This window comes from Persicobacter diffluens (genome assembly GCF_036244895.1).
GTDB classification, from domain to species: Bacteria; Bacteroidota; Bacteroidia; order Cytophagales; family Cyclobacteriaceae; genus Persicobacter; species Persicobacter diffluens.
On record NZ_BQKE01000002.1, the window covers coordinates 365,404 to 382,405 of the forward strand.

The following is a 17,002-nucleotide window of genomic DNA, read 5'->3' on the forward strand; positions in this document are numbered from 1 at the left end:
CAAAACTATAGGCGGAAATTTCGATTTTTTGGGAAGAGTAATTGAATTACTTTCAATCAGCGTATTCTTATTTTTGCAAAATAATGGGTGCAGCTTCTGTAATCATTAATTTTTGAAAGGATTACCGGCTTAAATACACGCTCCTAACGGATGAGTAATACTCCCCTTAGCTTTAAGAGCCTATTTAAAAGCATACCATGCTGCTACAAATTTGAATTACAAGAAGCGATTTCGGTTAATTTCTCAACAACAGCGATACTACTACCTCAAAATAATCGGATATCGCCTCTATAATCATCAATTTTTCCCTGTAAATTTGGCGTTTAACACACGCTAAGCATTTCTAAGGAAATGATTCAAATTAAATCTTTTACCTTTTTTACTTAATTCTTTATGGTAAACGGTTAGCGGGTTTTCAGGAAAACGCTCTGGACGATGCTCGTTTAACCATTCCTGAAATGCTTTTCTGTCGGCAATTGGGTAGTTTTTTTCCTGCCATTCCGCCAAATACTTTTTTGCTTCGGCATATCGCATGGGGAGTTTACTATCTGATTTTTTAGGCTCCGGGGTTTTAATGACATTCTCCCTTTTTCCAAATAAAGCTTCTAAGGCTGCTTTAGGATCATTGGCAATTTCATTTTTCTTTTTCTGATCAAAGATCGGCATGAAGTCACCATCCGGAATACTTGCAGCTGCTTTAACCTCCTGCGTTTTGCGTTTCTTTCTGGGGAAAGAATATCCTAAGAAATCGGCTAAACTGAAGCGTGCCCCGGGTTTGTATTTTCGAAAAGCGGTTTTAATATCTTTTGGGAAATCAACAGGTGCCTCGTGTTCCAGCCAATCCTCCCAAACTTCTTTGCTTTCAAATTTCCCCTCCTCCTCAATGTGGGTTCGAATAAATTTTTTGGCTTTTGAATAACTGAGTACGCTTGGGGTCGATTTTTTAGCTTTATCTACTTTTGGGCTTGCAGGTTTTGCTGCAATTTCCTCCTTTTCGATCACCAGGTTTTCCTTTTGCGAGGGCTCTTTTGCCTTGGTTTCCTGAAGGGGTCTGGCAGCTTTTTTGGGAATGGAAGAAGTGTTTTTAAAGCCTCTAATTGAACCATAAGCCGCATAAGGTGATTTGGGCAGCACAAAATCAAAATCCTGTATTGTTTTTTCAGCGCTGATTTCCTGAAAAAGTATACGATAATCATCGATGTTGTTTATGCCGTAAGCAGAAATAATATCGATGAAATCCTCTTTAATCGGATACTGTTTTGATTTTGTCTTTATACGTTTATCAGAATACTCAATGCTATTTAGAGTATTATAACTGTATTGAACTGTTTTTTGCATACTAAATGAACATTACAAAAATCCCACTTTTCAATCTAAAAGTAAATGTTGACTGGAGTAATCGGGGACAGTAGGTCTTGTGAAAGTAAAACTAAGGAAATATTTTGATAAAATCCCAAAACTGGTCCGAAAATACTTTTATTCTACAATTTTTAAATATTTCATACACATTATCTTGTCAATTTAAGTGCTAAAATATACCCTTTTAATTCTTTTTTGCACGAAATTGTTTTTGCTACCAAAAAATTGAGGCCGCTTATTTGTATAAGCGGCCTCCAATAACACCTTTTTATCATGAATTTAATGAAGGTACTTACAAATTGAAGGATTAGGCGTAAGTATGATCCTGCATTATTACTTTTTGACAGATGTGGATGCGTTTAATGTATTTCCCTTAAATGATGCGCGAAGATGGCTAAAATCCCAAGGGCAACATTGCATAATCAGACATTAGAGTTGTAAAATAGGGTTTGAGATTCAATGAGATTAGAAAAAAGCGTTTTTATGGTAACTTGTTGGTGTTTTATAGTACTAAATACTGAAAAAGGTCAGGGCGATCATTCAAATACTCCCCGAAAAATTTCTTTTCTTCCATCCGTAGTCGCAGTCCCTTTAATAGGGAGGGGTGTTTGATCTCAATACCCACTAATGCCGGACCGGTATTTCGATTGTGTTTTTTGGAATACTCAAAGTGCGTGATATTATCCTCGGGGCCCAGTACTTCATTGACAAATTCTTTTAAGGCGCCTGCACGCTGTGGAAATCTGACAATAAAATAATGTTTGAGGCCTTCAAATAATAAAGAACGTTCTTTTATTTCTTCGGTACGGGTGATGTCATTATTACTACCACTAAGGATACATACTACATTTTTCCCTTTGATTTCATCTTGAAACATATCCAAGGCAGCTACGCTTAGCGCTCCTGCAGGCTCTACAACGATGGCTTCCTCATTATATAATTTTAAAATAGTGGAGCAAACTTTCCCTTCCGGAATGCTGACTACTTGATCGAGAGACGCTTTACAGATTTCATAAGTGAGTTCGCCTACTTCTTGTACCGCCGCACCATCGACAAATTTGTCAATTTCCTGTAATTTAACCGGTTTTCCGGCGGAAATAGCTGCTTGCATCGAAGGAGCACCTTCTGGTTCTAGGCCAATAATTTTGGTTGCTGGGGAAAGGGATTTTAAATAAGTTGCTACTCCCGCCGCTAATCCTCCGCCTCCAATAGGTAAAAATACATAGTCTGCCTGCTCTGGGAGGTCTTCCAGAATTTCTTTGCCCACAGTGGCTTGTCCATTAATAATATGATAATCATCAAAGGGCTTCACCATGGTGGCCTTGTTTGCAGTACAAAATTTAATGGCTTCGAGCTGGGCATCATCAAAAGTGTCGCCGATCAAAACAATGTCAACATTATCCTTACCAAACATTTCCACTTGTTTGACTTTTTGTTTTGGTGTGGGGACAGGCATGAATATGGTCCCTTTTACATTTAAAAGGGCGCATGAATAGGCCACTCCCTGGGCGTGGTTTCCTGCTGAGGCACACACCACTCCTCTTTTGAGTTCGTTATTTGTCAGGGAGGAAATCTTGTTATAGGCACCACGTAATTTATAAGATCTGACGCGTTGAAGATCCTCTCTTTTTAAATATAAATTCGTTTCATATTGGTGAGAAAGGCCGAAATTTCTCATTAGCGGTGTTCTATCTACAATATTTTTTAGATTTTCGGAGGCGGCTATTATACTTTGAACAGTAGGTTTTTCCATGGGATAAATTTTAAAAAAATAAATATAGGAAAACTGTCTTAGCTTGCATTTTATAATTCCTAATTTCTTAAATGGAGTTGACCAGAAGCTTTTTCTGGAATTCGGAGAATGCCTTTAGAATAGGCAGTAGTTTCCTATGAGTAGGTCATCATTACCTGTTATTTTTTAAGCTGAATTAGTCCGGATTATTGAGGCTTAACCCGGATTATTCATGGTTAAATCCTCGTTTAGCTGCTAGGCGGGAAAAATGATGGAATAGTTTCTTATTTCGAGTTTTTCTCAACGAAGCAGAAGAATGAGGAGAAAGCAAGCATACCCAAGTTTGAGCTATTGATAATTCGACAAAACTAACCGAAAAGCATTGAAATATATTCATTTATAGGTACTTACTAAATCTAGCGGTGAATAATTCGGCTTAAATTCTCGTTTAGAGCGTTTTTAAAAGCCAAAATTCGCAACGAAAATTTGATTATTGCAGAAGCGATAAAGGATTATTTTGAGAGAATAGCATCGCTAATGTTGAGAAATTATCCAAAATCGATTCCAAACATTCCAATTTGCTGCCGGCTCGTGCGCTTTTAAACATGCTCTTAGCGGCAAGGCGGGGAAAATAAAAGTTTTTTGCTGTTTTGAGTTTTTTTCTAAGGAAGCAGATAAATGTGGAGAAAGTAAACTTAGCCCATTTGGGGCTATTAAAATTCAATGCGTATAATCGTAATATATTGACTATAAGGTATTTTAGAATGAGTTTCTATACTTTAGCTGTGAATATATTAGATTTATGCAGGTTAAAAAGCCAAAATTCTAAGTGAAAATTTGAATCCAGCTTGCAAATTTTAGCTGTTAAATACGCTCTAATGGAAAAACTGATCATAGGTATAAGTGACATAGTATAATCCGCCTATGGCTGATGCCCCGAGGCTTGTGGTATAGTACTCGTTGAGAATATTGGCTCCTCCAAATTTCACGGTGGATTTAATCGATGGTATTCTTAGGGAAAGCTGGGCGTCAATGCTGCCATAAGCAGGAATTTCCCCCACTCCGAAGGAGGATTCCCAAGTGAAGGTATCCTGCCAATGGTAGTTTATTTGAAAACCAATTCGTGGACTGATCCTCCTGTTACCGATCACTAAATTATATCGATATTTTGGCGTATTGAATCGGGTGAGGAAATTTTGGTTATCAATTTCTTCCACTGTATTGAAAGCCAGATTGCCGCCAGCATAAAAAGTTCCCAGGAATTGGTAATTTATACCTGCAGACCATCCCCAGTTGATCACCGGCTCATCCACGCTAATGGTTGTTTGAAATCTTTGCTCCTCAGGGGTGAAGGGATTTTGAACCAGCAATTTTGTGCCATGGAAGTTGTTGTAATTATTGATATAAATGTTGGCGTCAAGCAGTAGGCGGTCATTTACGGTAAGGGATTTATAGCCTAACTCAAAGGCCAAAACGGTTTCGGGTTTAAAAATTGGAATGCTTACCGGTCCATTGGTGGTGTCCGGCACCGCCGTTACCGGGCTTTCGCCTATCAGGGGGTAGAGGGGCGCTGTATCAAAACCGTATTGGTTTTGAACTTCAGGTAATCCACCAATTACCCTTGTGGGGCCCACGGCGATGTCCACATATTGGTCCGCCACGGCCGCGAATCTAAAAGCAGTTTGAGCCGAGGCCCTGATATTGTGCTTTTTATCCTGATCTAGGGCTATAAGCAGAGAGAGCCTGGGGGTGACTTTCCCATTAAAATTTTTGTTTTTATCATAACGAGCAGATGCGTTGACTTGTATTTTGTCATTCCAATAATGCCCGATGTACTGGGCGAAAATCCCCAATTCATAAAAACGTATGGGCTTGCCTGGTTCGTCGGTAAATACCGTTCCTTCACTATTTAATCGATATTGACGGTATTGAGCTCCCACTAGCAGATCTACCCCATTGAGCATTTCTTTAAAATTGTATAATGCCTCTAGCTGAGAAAGGGCGCTTTTATCTAATACCTGCGCTCCTCCCTCATTGATGGGTTTGGACTTAATATCGTTCAGGTATTGATTAAATTCCGGGCTGCCACCAATAGGAATGGCGGGTTTATTGGTGTCCTGAATATTTCCATTGGCATCACGGTTGTCGGCGAGTAAGCGGGCGAATTTATGGGCATCCTCCTCACTGTTATTCAGCAGGACACTCTGCAGATATGCGGCAATATAATCCTGATACCAGAATTCACTCGGTTTCCAGGCCTCATTAATGAGGGCCCCGGCACCGCCGGCATCATATGCATCCCCGGAATTTTCCTGCACATACCAGTATCGAATAAAGCCTTTTTCCCGATGTGCCAATTCTGCTTTTCCGGTATACATAGAGAAATTGCTGATAGAGAAACGGTTCTGAGCAGAATAAACGGCCTGTCCATTGGCGTAGGCCCCTTGTAAGGAAAGCTGTAATTCCGGATTTATTTTATAGTATAGCGACAGGCTTCCTTTCAGGTTTTTGGCATCGTAATTCACCAGGTCTTTTTCCTCAAAGCCCGTTCTGGTCACTTCCTGATCCGGGATTATATTAAAAACAGCCTGATAGGTAGAATCATAAGCGGGAGTACCAGGGGTAAAACCCAATTCTTTGGCAAAGCCATCTGCTACCGCCGGCGCTACGGTTTGCAGGTTAAGCCCAATTTCATCACCATAAATATTCACGCCATCATATGCCGGATTATTTTCCCTTTTTGAATTGGGGTTATTTAAGTTCCGGATATCTCTTTGGTCAGCGGCGGCCCAGTCATCGGCGTCTAAATAGGAAAAGACCAGTTTTACGCCAAATTTGTCCTTATAGTTTTTGGCATACCGGAAATTGAAATCGTAATAGGGTGTGTTCGTATCATGTATCGGGCTTTCAAAATTCATAGTGCCGACTTGTAAAGAGGCCGAGACTCCCTGATAATCGAAGGGATTTTTACTGGTCATAATCATGGAGCCATTCATGCCACCAGGTCCATAGAGTGCCGAAGAGGCCCCGGTAAGGAGTTCCACACTTTCGACGTCAATTTGAGGAATGCCAAGTAAATTTCCCGCTGCAAAACTCAAACCGGGTGCAATATTGAGGACCCCATCAATAATTTGATTGAACCTGTAGTTGGTATTGCCATTAAATCCCCGGGTGTTAGGGAATTTTAAAGTGAGGCTTTGGGCATTCATATCTACCCCTTTCAGGTTGCCAATACCATCATAAAAGTTAGCTGCTCCCATAGATTCAATTTCGCGACTATTTAATTTTTCCACCGTAACGGATGACCGAAGAATGTTTTCTTCCACCCGGGAGGCGGAGATAATCACTTCCTGTCCGAAAATGGGAGCTGATGCTAAAATAATATCCCATTGATAATTTCCTTCTACCATTACGGTGTCCCTGAAGCTTTTTTTTCCCACCATGGATGCAATGATGATATGCGGGCCTTTGCCGTTGGTGGACAAGGAAAATTCTCCGTTTATATCCGTGATCGTGCCCCTAAGTCCATTTAAGAAATAGATATTTACGCCGGTCAGCGGTCGTTTTTCTTCATCTGTTACGGTTCCGGATATTTGGATTTTTTGGCTATATGAAAAATTTGGATTGAGGATGAGTAGGATTAAGATGTTGAAAATCAGTAGCGGATATTTCATGTGCAGGTTTAGTGATTTATTATAAAATATACTATTTTAATTTGAATTTCACTAAAAGCTAAATTTGTATTATGAGAAAACCTATGCTTTTGCCCCTGCTTCTTTTATTCCTATTTGTCCTGGGTGCTGCCTGTTCGGATGATGATAATGGAGATGCACCCATGGTGGACCCGATGGTTGGCCTTTATACCATTGAAGAAGCCATTCTTATTAATGATGTGGTAATAGGAGAAGTGGTTATTGATGCGGGTACGGATATCACTTCTATTATTAATCTTGCTTTATTGGGGGATGCCGGTTGCTCTGATGCCTCCAATACACGAATTGATTTGAGAGAAGGGGGGACGATCTTCTATCTTTGTAAAACGGAGGATACGGAGACACAAAAAGGAACATGGAGTATTAATGAAGACCGGGATGTTTTGCAATTAAGATTGAATATTTCCGGAGCAACGGTTGGCTTGAACGTGACAGAGTTTGATGAAGAGGAGCTTTCCGGAAATGTGACCAACCTTGCTGTTCCAACAGAGCTGCTGGTTCCCGATTCTGGAAATGGCTTTGTCGTTATTGATATGATGTTGGCCTTTGATCGGGACGACAGTTGAGTGAAAGGCATTAAACAGAAAAAAGGAGCTTTACGCTCCTTTTTTTCATATCAGACATTTAGACGATTCTCCACTTTGCATTTACCTTCTCTTTGTTGCTATGGTCAGATTTGATGAAGTGTTAATAAGCAATCTTTCCAAAGACAGAGGGCTTTAGCAGAGAAAAGCACTTTTAATTTTTAATCGCAAAGGGTGATTTCACCACTTTTTCTACAAATTCTTCACAGGTCACGATCGTATCTCCAGTCATTTCATTTTGGATCGTTACGTTACCTTTTTTTGCATATAGAAAGCTTCCCTCGTTGGTGTCAATATATTCATCCTGGTTAAAAACCCGGATAACCCGGTAAGGGTGGCTGGTCGGCGGACTCAACAGCTTTACTTGGTCATTAATTTGAAGCATAGTATTAACATTTATTTGACACAAAAATCAGATCAAATAGGTGAAATAGAACACGACGCTAAAAATTTTCCAAAAATTCACTTGTTTTTTGATCTGTCATTGTAAACTAAGTAAAAAAATATCTTTATTTTATGATAAATGTTAGTTTTGTTTATGTTTTACAACCAATTGTATAATTTTAAGTAGGTTTCCCCCGGAAGTTGAAGTGGAAAAATTATCGTTTTAGAAGTCGTTGATCAATAAGGCTTTGCGCATTTGTGCTTAAGGCATGCAGAATTTATCTCCAATTTCAATCATTTCCTGATGTTGGAGGCCGTATTTATAATAAATCAAGTCAAAGAGGACAGTGGTTTTTGAGTGAATTTTTAGGGAGGAAAAATTGTTTTAGCCTATGGAAAATTGGATGACGTTAGTTTTGGGAATACTGCTAAACTTTAGCCTTGCTTTTAATGTCCATGCCCAGGACAAAAGGTTTTTTGATATTATTGTGAAGGGGGATACTGTAGGGGACTTAGTGGCGAACCGTAGTTATTCCGGGGAAAATATGATTATTGAAATCACAACGAATATGAAGGTCAGGCTTATACAGCGAGTGGATTTTGCTTACTATCTGGTGGCGGAATATGATAAAGCCGGCTTGATAAGAAGTGAAATGACCGTGAAATTGCAGGGGCGCGAGCATAATAATATCAGAGTGGAGAAAGTGGCGGATGAGACCTATGTGGTAAGAGAAGATGGGAAAAGCCGTCAAATGCATCAGTTAATCTCGTTTTCTTCTGCTCGTTTATTTTTCGAAGAGCCCACTCGGGTGCAGGAAACTTTTACTGAATCTGAGGGCTATAGCAAACAAATTATTAAAGACGGTGAGCACCGGTATTTGGTGAAAGGAAGTAAATCAAAGCCGAATGTTTATCAATATGATAAGGATGGCGTGTTGCTGGAAATAAAGTCTTCTCATGCGATGATTCCGGATTTTAGGACGGTTCGTCGTAAGCAATAATTTAAAACCGGGGAATCAGGATCATTCCCCGGTTTTATTGGAGCACGTTTAAAATCAAAATTCGCAGCGAAAATTTGAATGCAGGTATTGCAATAGGGATCCCCGATTATTTTGAGAGAATAGCATCCCTATTGTGGAGCAATTATCCAATATCGCTTTCAATAATTCGAATTTGAAGACGGATGGAGTGCTTTTAAACAACCTGTTATTTTAAAAATTTTCTTCCACCATCGGGCGGATAATAAATTCATGAGGGACAATGTCTTTTGGAAGAGAAATCATTTCCTGAATAGCTTTGGCCACGCTTTTGGCCTGTAAATATTCAGGACACTCTGCGGCTCTGAAATCCGTATCCACCCCACCTGGATAAAGGTTACAAACTTTTATGCCATCCCGACGCGCCTCTTTTCTCATTACCGCGGACAAATGATCCATCGCTCCTTTGGAGACGGTATACCCGCCGATATTTTCGTTGGCATATTTACAAACGGTAGATAATATGTTTAAAATGATGCCTTTGCTTTCTTTTAATAAAGGATAAAAGGCCTGACTTAGTTGTAAGGGGGCATAGCAGTTAAGTTTCATCATATAATCAAGATCAGTCAATGGAATTTGGCTTAAGGGTCCACGAGAAATATTGGCTCCGGCACAGTTTATCAGAATATCTAATTGGTTGATTTTTGATAATATATCTTCACAGAGGGGTTTTATCTGAGGAAGGTCACTCAGATCTGTATGGTAAAAAAGCGGAAGTTTTGGGGCTGCTTTAATTTCCTCTCTCAACTGTTGCATTTTCTGTTCATTTCTTCCGACTAAAATGAGTTGGTGTCCCGCATTGCTCAATAGGAGAGCGACTGCTTTCCCGATGCCGGAAGTGGCTCCGGTAAGTAAGATAGTTTTGGTCATCTCTAATGGATTAGGTATTAAAATCAGTTTAAATTATCCTTATTAAATAAATGTGGCCTTTTTTGAAAAAATAGAATCAATTTTCCTATTGGGAAGTTAATTCTCATAGTCGTGTTTAGGATCCCAAAGTCCTTGGGAGAATTAAGCATTAGGCTGGAATATTTGGACAAATTGTATCTATATCATGAAAAAATAGTAAAAAATTAACCTCATTAACTTAAGTTTTCATTCGGATATTCAACTATTTAATAAGGTATAAAAAACGAAGTTATGAAAATTTATTTATTATTATTATTCATTTTTTTAATGGCCAGTTTGGTCGCACCTGCACAATCGGAAGAATGGATAAAAATTGGAGATAAGACCATTGGGTTTTCTGAGAAAACACAACATATCAAAAATATTAAGGGAGAGAAACGACAGGTCAGTAAGATTAAACTAAACAGTACGCAGGGCAACATCAAATTGACCAGATTGGTTGTGACTTATGAGGATGGTTCAGAAAGTGAGTTTAAGCCAAAAGGAACGGGAATAATTCCAAAAGGTACAAGTAGCTTAAGTTGGAATTTATCCAAAGACAAAGAGTTGACAGACATCGCGATGGAATATGAAACCATAGGTAATGTCGTCGTGTCCAAAAGAGGGAAAATTGAAGTTTGGGGAAAGCCGTGGTCCCGGAAAAAAGGAGATTAAGCCGAATTATCCATCCCAAAATTCATCAGGTCAAGCCAATATGCATCAATCCAATTGTTGTGAGTGTTTTGCTTTAATTTTTGATAGTCCAAATTTGATAGCTAAACCATTGGCTTGAAGAGAAGTCTGCACAGTGTGGGTTCCAATATATTTGCTTCAATTCGCTCTAAAGGTTAAATACCTGATAGATGGATTCGGGCGGCAGGTGCGATGGTTTTGCCAATATTGGTTAAATGCGGATTATTCATGCTAAAATCAGCATTTGACCGTGAGATGAAATAAATGAAGAAATAGTGGCCGGTTTCCATCTTTTCCCATGGAGTCAGACTGAGGCTGAGCAAGTATGCATAACCCAATTGCAGTAATTCAAACCCTCAAATGGAATTATCAATGGGCTGAATTTCATCTTTTTTGTTGTTGTATAAGAATATGTTTGAATAATGTAGGGTAATGCTTGGTTAAAGACGGTTCCCCCTCCTGAATTTCTATTCCTCATTCCGTCTTTACTGTAAAAAAAGCCTTTAATCTTCCTCTTCTACTCTTTCATCATTCAGAAACATGTGTATGTAATACCCCAGGGTAAAGGATCCAAGGGTAATCATTAACGCTAACCAAAACCAGATGTCAATTTGTATTGTCTCCATTTTAAGATGTGTTTAATTAGTTTTTGCAAACACAATGCTAGAATCGTTGCTGATCAGTTTGGGATATTTTTTTTATTCCAAAATAGCTTAAAATGGCGGTTTAAAGCGCTCAGGCCTATTTATCAAATAAAATGATAAGACTTAAACTGGGGTATAAGGGAAATTGATCGTTAAAATGTACTTGGAAGACGCATGCTTAAAAGCCTTCATTTCAATGACCAGTTAAATAATGGTAAACTCTCTAGTGGATTGCTTTGAAAGAACGCTCGTGCTATTCCAATAAAATGCTTCAAATCGCTCACAACAATTTGAATTTGCATATGCTGGTGCCGTTTGCATTCTTTTTATGCTTTTGCTTGGTAAGCAAAAGCCGGAATCGGAGATAATCCCTTTAATTTAACCAGGCAACGGCTAAAGGAGGAGAAAGCAAACTGGCCCCAGTTTGGGCAATTGATAAATCAACAAACACAATCGTAGGAGTTGGAAATAAGTAATTTAAGGTGATTTACTGATTGATCGGTGAATAATTCGGGTTGAGCAGGCATTATTTGGGATAAATATAAAATTTGATCATAGAAAATCATTTTGATCAATCGGGTTTTCATAATGCCTATTTCATTATTGTTGGCGGGGATGGAATTCAAGGTGTACCTAGCAGGGTAGGGCTATTTGTTCGCAGCTCTATGTTCTTTTTTCCATATTTCTAAGGCTTCAAATAAGGGGATAAAGCTCTTTTGTTGATGATAAATAGCAAATCCAAAACGTAATCGATCATTTCTTAAATCCGTCCAAATATGGGCCTTTCTTAAATGTTGATGAAGGCTTTGTGCTGTTTGAACCGGGATTTTAAAGGTTAAAAAATGCCCTTGAAATTCCCATCCATGGTGCAAGAAGGTCTTTTTAGAGAATTCCGGAAGACCTATGTTGAATAATTGCTCCAGAAATGTTTTTTGTAATTGCTGGATGTATTCATGCATTTCAAGCAATTGCTCCCGACTATAGAGGATATTTTTTAAAACCGCTTCCAAGCGGTACATGGCGGAGAAATCCATGGTGGCACCTGCATAACGCATCGCCCCTTGACTGTAATCTATGAGTTGTTCGTTTTTTTCACTAAGGGTCTCAAAAGAAGCAAACCAGCCAGTATTTATTGGTCTTAAAGCTAATGCTTTGGTTGGAATAAAAGCAAAGCAGCAACCTTCGCCTCCCATTAAATATTTATAACTTCCTCCAAGGTAAAAAATGTCCGATGCGATATCCTGTAAATTGGTCGGAATCGCTCCGAGGCCATGATAGCCATCAACGATTATCCAGGGGACAAAAGGTTTTAATCGTTGAACCAATTCAGACAGCTTTCCTGAGGCGATGCCACTATTAAAAAAGACCTGACTAAAGAAAGCAACATCATAATCGTTTTGCTGGGCAGCTTCCAGAAATCGCTCCTGAAAGGTGGAAAATGGAAGGGTGGGAATGATGGTCCTTTCTATCATTTTTTCTTCTTCCCACCGCCGACACTGCCTTTCAAAACTATGAAATTCACTGTCAGTGGTGAGAATTCGTAATTTTTCTCCCGACTTTTGTATGGCGGAAAAAATCCGGATGATTAATTCGTGGGTGTTAGGGGCGAAAACTATGTTTTCAGGATGAGGAAATTGCGTTAATTCCGCTAGTCCTTTTTGGGTGTTGGAAAGGTGAGCTCCTAAAATCAATTTCCATTTTTCATCAGCTAAAGATGCGCTATCTCTCCAATATTGTAATTGGGCATTTTCCGTAACATCCGGCCAAAAATGATGAGAATGAGCGCTCAGGTGGAGGTTAGCCTCGTGGAAATTTATTGATGTTGAAAAATATTGCTGGTAATTCATGACAACTTTGGTGAGGTAGATTCAATATTGAAGTTGAGGAAATCTTTTATATTTTTAGGTAGGGAAGGCAGATAGGCTTTCGGTAATAAAAAAGTGGAGAGGTTAAAGAGGTCATCAAAGACCCGGTTGTTTTGAGTCGTCCGCTTTAAATATTGGTGACCCGATGACCCTCCAGTGCCGATTTTGGAGCCCAACATCCTTTGTGCCATTAAGGCATGGCTATAGCGCCAGGCAGTGAATTGCTCATCAATATCCATCAGCAGGTTGAGGCATTCAAAGGGTTGTTGAAGGAGGGGTTCGTCCCGGTACAGCAAAATGAAAAGTGCGTTCATGAGGGCCTTTCGGGATAGTTTAAAGTGCCCCTCTTGTTGAAGTTTTAAGTATTTTTCTTCGTCGAATAAAGCGGAAAAGGTGGATTTGGTGCCTTCAAGTGCTTTTTCCTGCCCTGCTTTTACATCTGGATCCGGAGCAGGGTGTTGTAGGATTAAATTTGCCTCTTCTTCCAGCATTTTTTGAACTGCTTTTTCATAAGCATTCCAAAAATCAAAATGAGCCTCAGTGGTAAAGGGCATTCTTTCCAGCCAGATTTGTAATAATTGAAATAAGGAGGATTCTTTTTCTACGGCTTTTAACTGTTCAGCATCTTCATCGGATAGTCTTCCGGTGAAAAATTTTCGATCCACGCCCTGTCGGTTTTTGGTACTCAGCCCCATTCTGATTTCTATTTCCCTGAACTGAACAGATTGAAATCCGGAGGCTGGTACCAATAAATCTCTAAATTCAAGAAAATCCATGGGAGTCATGGTCTCCAAAACCTTTAAGTGCCCCTGCATTACCTGTTGAATTTTATAGATTCTATCCAGCTTTCTAACGGTAGCATGCATATCCTGTGCGCTAATATGTTGCTTTTGAAAGGTAAGCTGAATGCTTTTTAGTTCATGCAGGATCTGTTTGAACCATAATTCATAGGTTTGGTGTACCAAAATGAAGAGCATTTCGTCATGGGATTCCTCGCCATATAGTTTGCTCAGGGGTGTTTGAGCATTAAGTAATTGTTTCAGTTTTAAATACGCTCCGTAGTATACAGCTCCTTTGTTTTTATGCATTGCCCTAAGTATGATGTTTATAATAAGATAATAAATAGTGGTAGATCTGCCTCCTTTTAACGAAAAATACTTTTCAATCAGTGATTTGGAATGAATTCAGGCGGTTGGGATTTATTTTTACCTAAATGGGTAAAAAATCCCGAAATGATTTTTAAATGCCTGATTTTCTTTTACCTTTGATTTACCCATTTGGGTAAAACAGAAATTTGAACAGATAAATGAAAGAAGATGTCAAAGGGAAAATTCTGAAAGTCGCGACCAATATATTGTTGGAGAAGGGCTATTCAGGCTTGAAAATGCAAGCTTTGGCGGATGAAGCACAGATTAATAAGGGGCTTTTGCACTATTATTTTAAAAATAAGCAAAATATTTATTACGGCGTATTGGAAATATTAGTGGATAATATTTACCTGCATATTCGATCCGTGTTGGATTTGGATATACCGTTTGAAGAACGGTTGGCCAAAATCGCGCTGTTGTATTTGGATCGATTGGAAAAAATTCCCGGCCTACCCACATTTATAGTGGGCGAGATTTGTCGTAATCCGGAGTTGGCAAATAATTTCCCATTGGCCCAGGAATTTGTTTCTACCCTTATTTTTTTAAGCGAAAAACTGGGTGAAGCGCATCTTCCCAATGGACGGGAGGAAGTAATGAGTCTAATCACGAATATGATGTCCTTATTGGCATTTCCTTATATGATGGACCCTTTGAAACAAAAAATATTCCCGCAGTCGCACAAGGGATTGTCTGAAGAGGGGCAAAAGGAACAAAGAGCAAAAGAAGTGGCGGCTATGGTGATGTTTAACTTAAAAAGTAAAGCTTAGTATTATGAAGAGGCATTCTATTTTAATTTTCATATTAATAGTGTTTGTTCTGCCTGCAGTAAAAGGAGGGGTGCCGCTGGATAGTTGTATTCAAGCAGCGCTAAAGCACCAATCTTTTTTCTTACAACAGGCAGCGATTCAGGAGGCGGGTCAGCTGGCACATGAATCTCTGGGGAAAAACTGGCTTCCACAAATGAGTATTCAGGCGAGTGCGACTTTTCAAAATGAACAAATTGAATTTCCCTCCGGTCTTCCCGGTATGGAAATGCCGGAGGTGCCCTTAAATATGTATAAGGGATTAATTAACCTTTATCAGCCCATATATGATGCCGGCTTAACTTCCATTAAACAGCAATTAAGCCAACTGGATTATTCGAAGGAAGCTATTGAGTTGGAGATCCAAAAATATAAAGTGAAGCAACAGGTGGCCACCCTCTTTTTTGGACTTTTATTGACCAAGGAACAGCAAGCTGTCATTGCAACCAATTTAAAGACGCTCAATGAACGGCTTAAGCAGTTGGAAGGTGCGGCGGCAGCCGGGGCGGCGCTGCAAAGTGAGGTGATTGGTCTCAGGGCGGAGTTGTTCTCCTTAGAGCAAAAACAGGCAGAAAGCCGGTTTGCTTATCAAAGTCTGCTGGATCAAATGAATACCATTACAGGTAAAAGTTTTGGGCTTCAGGATGAATTTCTGCATAGGCCATCGGAAGTGGACTTAGGGGATTTATCCGTGGATTTAAGACCTGAACTCCGGGTGTTACAAAACAGACAAGATTATCTGAGTTTTGCCGAGAAAATGGAAAAAGCGAAACTGACCCCTACCATAGGTTTAAATGCGAATGCAGGTATGGGTAATCCCGGATATAATATTTTGAATGAAGGCTGGGCACCAATGTTATTTGCCGGCTTTAGTTTAAATTGGAAATTTTGGGATTGGAATCAAAGCAAAAAGCAGCGGGAAATCCTCCAGATTAGATCGACTTTCCTCCATATGGAAAAGGAAAGGGCCACCATAGGTTTGCAGCTGGAATTGAATAAACTTCAAAATGAAATTTTAAAGAATAAGTCCTTACTGATTTCAGATGAGGAGATTGTCAAATTGCGAGAGGAAGTGCTTAAAAGGGCTTCCGGACAATTGGATAATGGGGTGATTACTTCAACGGCTTATTTGGTGGAACTTAACAAAACCAAGGAGGCTCAAATGCAATTGGCAATTCACCAAATTCAATTGCAGATGCAACAGGTGAATTTTTTAATGGTGAAAGGTTTATATTAATTGAACGCAAAAAAATAAGGAAAATGAGTCGATTTAATGTATACACATATTTAGTTTTTCTTGTTAGTCTTATGGCTTGTCAAGACGGAGAAAGGCTTTCTGATGCTTACGGAACCATAGAAACCGATGAAGTTATGGTGGCTGCTCAGGCTTCCGGAGTATTGGAGAAATTTGATATTCAGGAGGGAATGATTTTAAAGGAAGGTCAAAGTGTTGGCCTTATAGATACCCTTTCGCTGCATATTCAAAAAATGGAGCTTCAGGCACAGAGAGAAGCATTAAGGGCCCAAAGTGGCCAGCTTTATGCGCAAATAGGGATTTATGAATCACAAAAGAAAAATCTTTTAAGAGAGCAGAAGCGCATAGAGAAATTACTGGAAGTAGATGCGGCCACGAGTAAGCAAAAAGATGATATTGAAGGACAAATTTTGGTGGTGGAAAATCAGATTAAGCATGTAGAATCTAATAAGCCTGCTTTGTTTGCACAAATTCGCGCTCTGGATGCCAAAGAGCAATTATTGGATGATCAATTACGAAAAAGCCACATATTGAATGCCCGAGAAGGGACGGTGCTCACCAAATACGTGGAGGAAAAGGAATTGGTGAACTTTGGTAAACCTCTATATAAATTAGGTGATCTGGAAAATGTATACGCCTGGGCTTATATTTCCGGAAAGCAATTACATGAGATTACTATTGGGCAGAAAGTGAATGTTTTATATGATTTGGATGGAGGTGATATGGGGCAGCAAATTGGGGAAGTGACTTTTATTTCCTCCAAGTCAGAGTTTACTCCTAAGACGATTCAAACAAAGGATGAACGTGTAGATTTGGTGTATGCCATCAAGGTTCGTCTGAAAAACGACGGTCTGTTCAAAATAGGGATGCCCGTAGAAATTAGGTTTTAAAGTTCAG

At 39.4% G+C, this 17,002-nt stretch carries 14 protein-coding genes; 6 read left to right on the forward strand and 8 right to left on the reverse strand.

What is annotated here, in order from left to right:
• Window positions 1-333: 333 nt before the first annotated feature.
• From AAA970_RS16190 to AAA970_RS16200, 3 genes are all read right to left on the reverse strand, one after another.
• Window positions 334-1,338 carry a hypothetical protein gene (locus tag AAA970_RS16190; protein ID WP_338237931.1) on the reverse strand — a complete coding sequence of 335 codons (1,005 nt, stop codon included), beginning with the start codon at window positions 1,336-1,338 and terminating at the stop codon, window positions 334-336.
• A 523-nt stretch (window positions 1,339-1,861) separates the two neighbouring features.
• Window positions 1,862-3,112, reverse strand: coding sequence for a threonine ammonia-lyase IlvA (gene ilvA, locus AAA970_RS16195; RefSeq protein WP_338237932.1), 1,251 nt, complete (start codon window positions 3,110-3,112; stop codon window positions 1,862-1,864).
• Between the two features lie 854 nt (window positions 3,113-3,966).
• The gene (locus tag AAA970_RS16200; RefSeq protein ID WP_338237933.1) at window positions 3,967-6,765 is read right to left on the reverse strand and encodes a TonB-dependent receptor; all 2,799 of its coding nucleotides are present in this window, start codon (window positions 6,763-6,765) and stop codon (window positions 3,967-3,969) included.
• A 71-nt stretch (window positions 6,766-6,836) separates the two neighbouring features.
• On the opposite strand from AAA970_RS16200, the gene AAA970_RS16205 reads away from it, so the two are divergent.
• Window positions 6,837-7,370: a hypothetical protein gene (locus AAA970_RS16205; protein WP_338237934.1), complete on the forward strand. Its 534-nt coding sequence runs from the start codon at window positions 6,837-6,839 to the stop codon at window positions 7,368-7,370.
• Between the two features lie 172 nt (window positions 7,371-7,542).
• On the opposite strand, the gene AAA970_RS16210 is transcribed toward AAA970_RS16205, so the two are convergent.
• Window positions 7,543-7,773, reverse strand: a complete 231-nt coding sequence (locus AAA970_RS16210) for a hypothetical protein (protein WP_060687939.1) — start codon at window positions 7,771-7,773, stop codon at window positions 7,543-7,545.
• Between the two features lie 391 nt (window positions 7,774-8,164).
• On the opposite strand from AAA970_RS16210, the gene AAA970_RS16215 reads away from it, so the two are divergent.
• Complete coding sequence (locus AAA970_RS16215; protein WP_338237935.1) at window positions 8,165-8,773, forward strand: DUF6134 family protein; 609 nt, start codon at window positions 8,165-8,167, stop codon at window positions 8,771-8,773.
• 210 nt (window positions 8,774-8,983) lie between these two features.
• Here the strand turns inward: AAA970_RS16215 and AAA970_RS16220 are convergent, their stop codons facing one another.
• Window positions 8,984-9,679 carry an SDR family oxidoreductase gene (locus tag AAA970_RS16220; protein ID WP_338237936.1) on the reverse strand — a complete coding sequence of 232 codons (696 nt, stop codon included), beginning with the start codon at window positions 9,677-9,679 and terminating at the stop codon, window positions 8,984-8,986.
• Window positions 9,680-9,949: 270 nt separating this feature from the next.
• Between AAA970_RS16220 and AAA970_RS16225 the strand changes: the two genes are divergently transcribed.
• Window positions 9,950-10,372, forward strand: coding sequence for a hypothetical protein (locus tag AAA970_RS16225; protein ID WP_338237937.1), 423 nt, complete (start codon window positions 9,950-9,952; stop codon window positions 10,370-10,372).
• Between the two features lie 521 nt (window positions 10,373-10,893).
• Here the strand turns inward: AAA970_RS16225 and AAA970_RS16230 are convergent.
• The 3 genes from AAA970_RS16230 to AAA970_RS16240 all read right to left on the reverse strand — a co-directional run bounded on the left by AAA970_RS16230 (window position 10,894) and on the right by AAA970_RS16240 (window position 13,987).
• A complete protein-coding gene (locus AAA970_RS16230; protein WP_338237938.1) occupies window positions 10,894-11,016 on the reverse strand; it encodes a hypothetical protein in 123 nt (40 codons plus the stop codon).
• Window positions 11,017-11,681: 665 nt separating this feature from the next.
• Window positions 11,682-12,881, reverse strand: a complete 1,200-nt coding sequence (locus tag AAA970_RS16235) for an aminotransferase class V-fold PLP-dependent enzyme (RefSeq protein WP_338237939.1) — start codon at window positions 12,879-12,881, stop codon at window positions 11,682-11,684.
• Complete coding sequence (locus AAA970_RS16240) at window positions 12,878-13,987, reverse strand: tryptophan 2,3-dioxygenase family protein (protein ID WP_338237940.1); 1,110 nt, start codon at window positions 13,985-13,987, stop codon at window positions 12,878-12,880. The genes AAA970_RS16235 and AAA970_RS16240 overlap by 4 nt, the downstream gene beginning before the upstream one ends.
• Before the next feature lie 218 nt (window positions 13,988-14,205).
• Between AAA970_RS16240 and AAA970_RS16245 the strand changes: the two genes are divergently transcribed.
• From AAA970_RS16245 to AAA970_RS16255, 3 genes are read left to right on the forward strand one after another with little or no spacing between them, the layout of a single operon-like run.
• Window positions 14,206-14,814, forward strand: coding sequence for a TetR/AcrR family transcriptional regulator (locus AAA970_RS16245; protein ID WP_338237941.1), 609 nt, complete (start codon window positions 14,206-14,208; stop codon window positions 14,812-14,814).
• A gap of 4 nt (window positions 14,815-14,818) precedes the next feature.
• The gene (locus AAA970_RS16250) at window positions 14,819-16,087 is read left to right on the forward strand and encodes a TolC family protein (protein WP_338237942.1); all 1,269 of its coding nucleotides are present in this window, start codon (window positions 14,819-14,821) and stop codon (window positions 16,085-16,087) included.
• A gap of 23 nt (window positions 16,088-16,110) precedes the next feature.
• Entirely contained in the window at window positions 16,111-16,995 is an 885-nt protein-coding gene (locus AAA970_RS16255) for an HlyD family secretion protein (protein WP_338237943.1), read from the forward strand.
• Window positions 16,996-17,002: the final 7 nt, after the last annotated feature.

Bases quoted from the DNA above. Each gene is read 5' to 3' on its own strand.
- AAA970_RS16190 (WP_338237931.1), bottom strand. From the start codon at position 1,338: ATGCAAAAAACAGTTCAATACAGTTATAATACTCTAAATAGCATTGAG.
- ilvA (WP_338237932.1), bottom strand. From the start codon at position 3,112: ATGGAAAAACCTACTGTTCAAAGTATAATAGCCGCCTCCGAAAATCTA.
- AAA970_RS16200 (WP_338237933.1), bottom strand. From the start codon at position 6,765: ATGAAATATCCGCTACTGATTTTCAACATCTTAATCCTACTCATCCTC.
- AAA970_RS16205 (WP_338237934.1), top strand. From the start codon at position 6,837: ATGAGAAAACCTATGCTTTTGCCCCTGCTTCTTTTATTCCTATTTGTC.
- AAA970_RS16210 (WP_060687939.1), bottom strand. From the start codon at position 7,773: ATGCTTCAAATTAATGACCAAGTAAAGCTGTTGAGTCCGCCGACCAGC.
- AAA970_RS16215 (WP_338237935.1), top strand. From the start codon at position 8,165: ATGGAAAATTGGATGACGTTAGTTTTGGGAATACTGCTAAACTTTAGC.
- AAA970_RS16220 (WP_338237936.1), bottom strand. From the start codon at position 9,679: ATGACCAAAACTATCTTACTTACCGGAGCCACTTCCGGCATCGGGAAA.
- AAA970_RS16225 (WP_338237937.1), top strand. From the start codon at position 9,950: ATGAAAATTTATTTATTATTATTATTCATTTTTTTAATGGCCAGTTTG.
- AAA970_RS16230 (WP_338237938.1), bottom strand. From the start codon at position 11,016: ATGGAGACAATACAAATTGACATCTGGTTTTGGTTAGCGTTAATGATT.
- AAA970_RS16235 (WP_338237939.1), bottom strand. From the start codon at position 12,881: ATGAATTACCAGCAATATTTTTCAACATCAATAAATTTCCACGAGGCT.
- AAA970_RS16240 (WP_338237940.1), bottom strand. From the start codon at position 13,987: ATGCATAAAAACAAAGGAGCTGTATACTACGGAGCGTATTTAAAACTG.
- AAA970_RS16245 (WP_338237941.1), top strand. From the start codon at position 14,206: ATGAAAGAAGATGTCAAAGGGAAAATTCTGAAAGTCGCGACCAATATA.
- AAA970_RS16250 (WP_338237942.1), top strand. From the start codon at position 14,819: ATGAAGAGGCATTCTATTTTAATTTTCATATTAATAGTGTTTGTTCTG.
- AAA970_RS16255 (WP_338237943.1), top strand. From the start codon at position 16,111: ATGAGTCGATTTAATGTATACACATATTTAGTTTTTCTTGTTAGTCTT.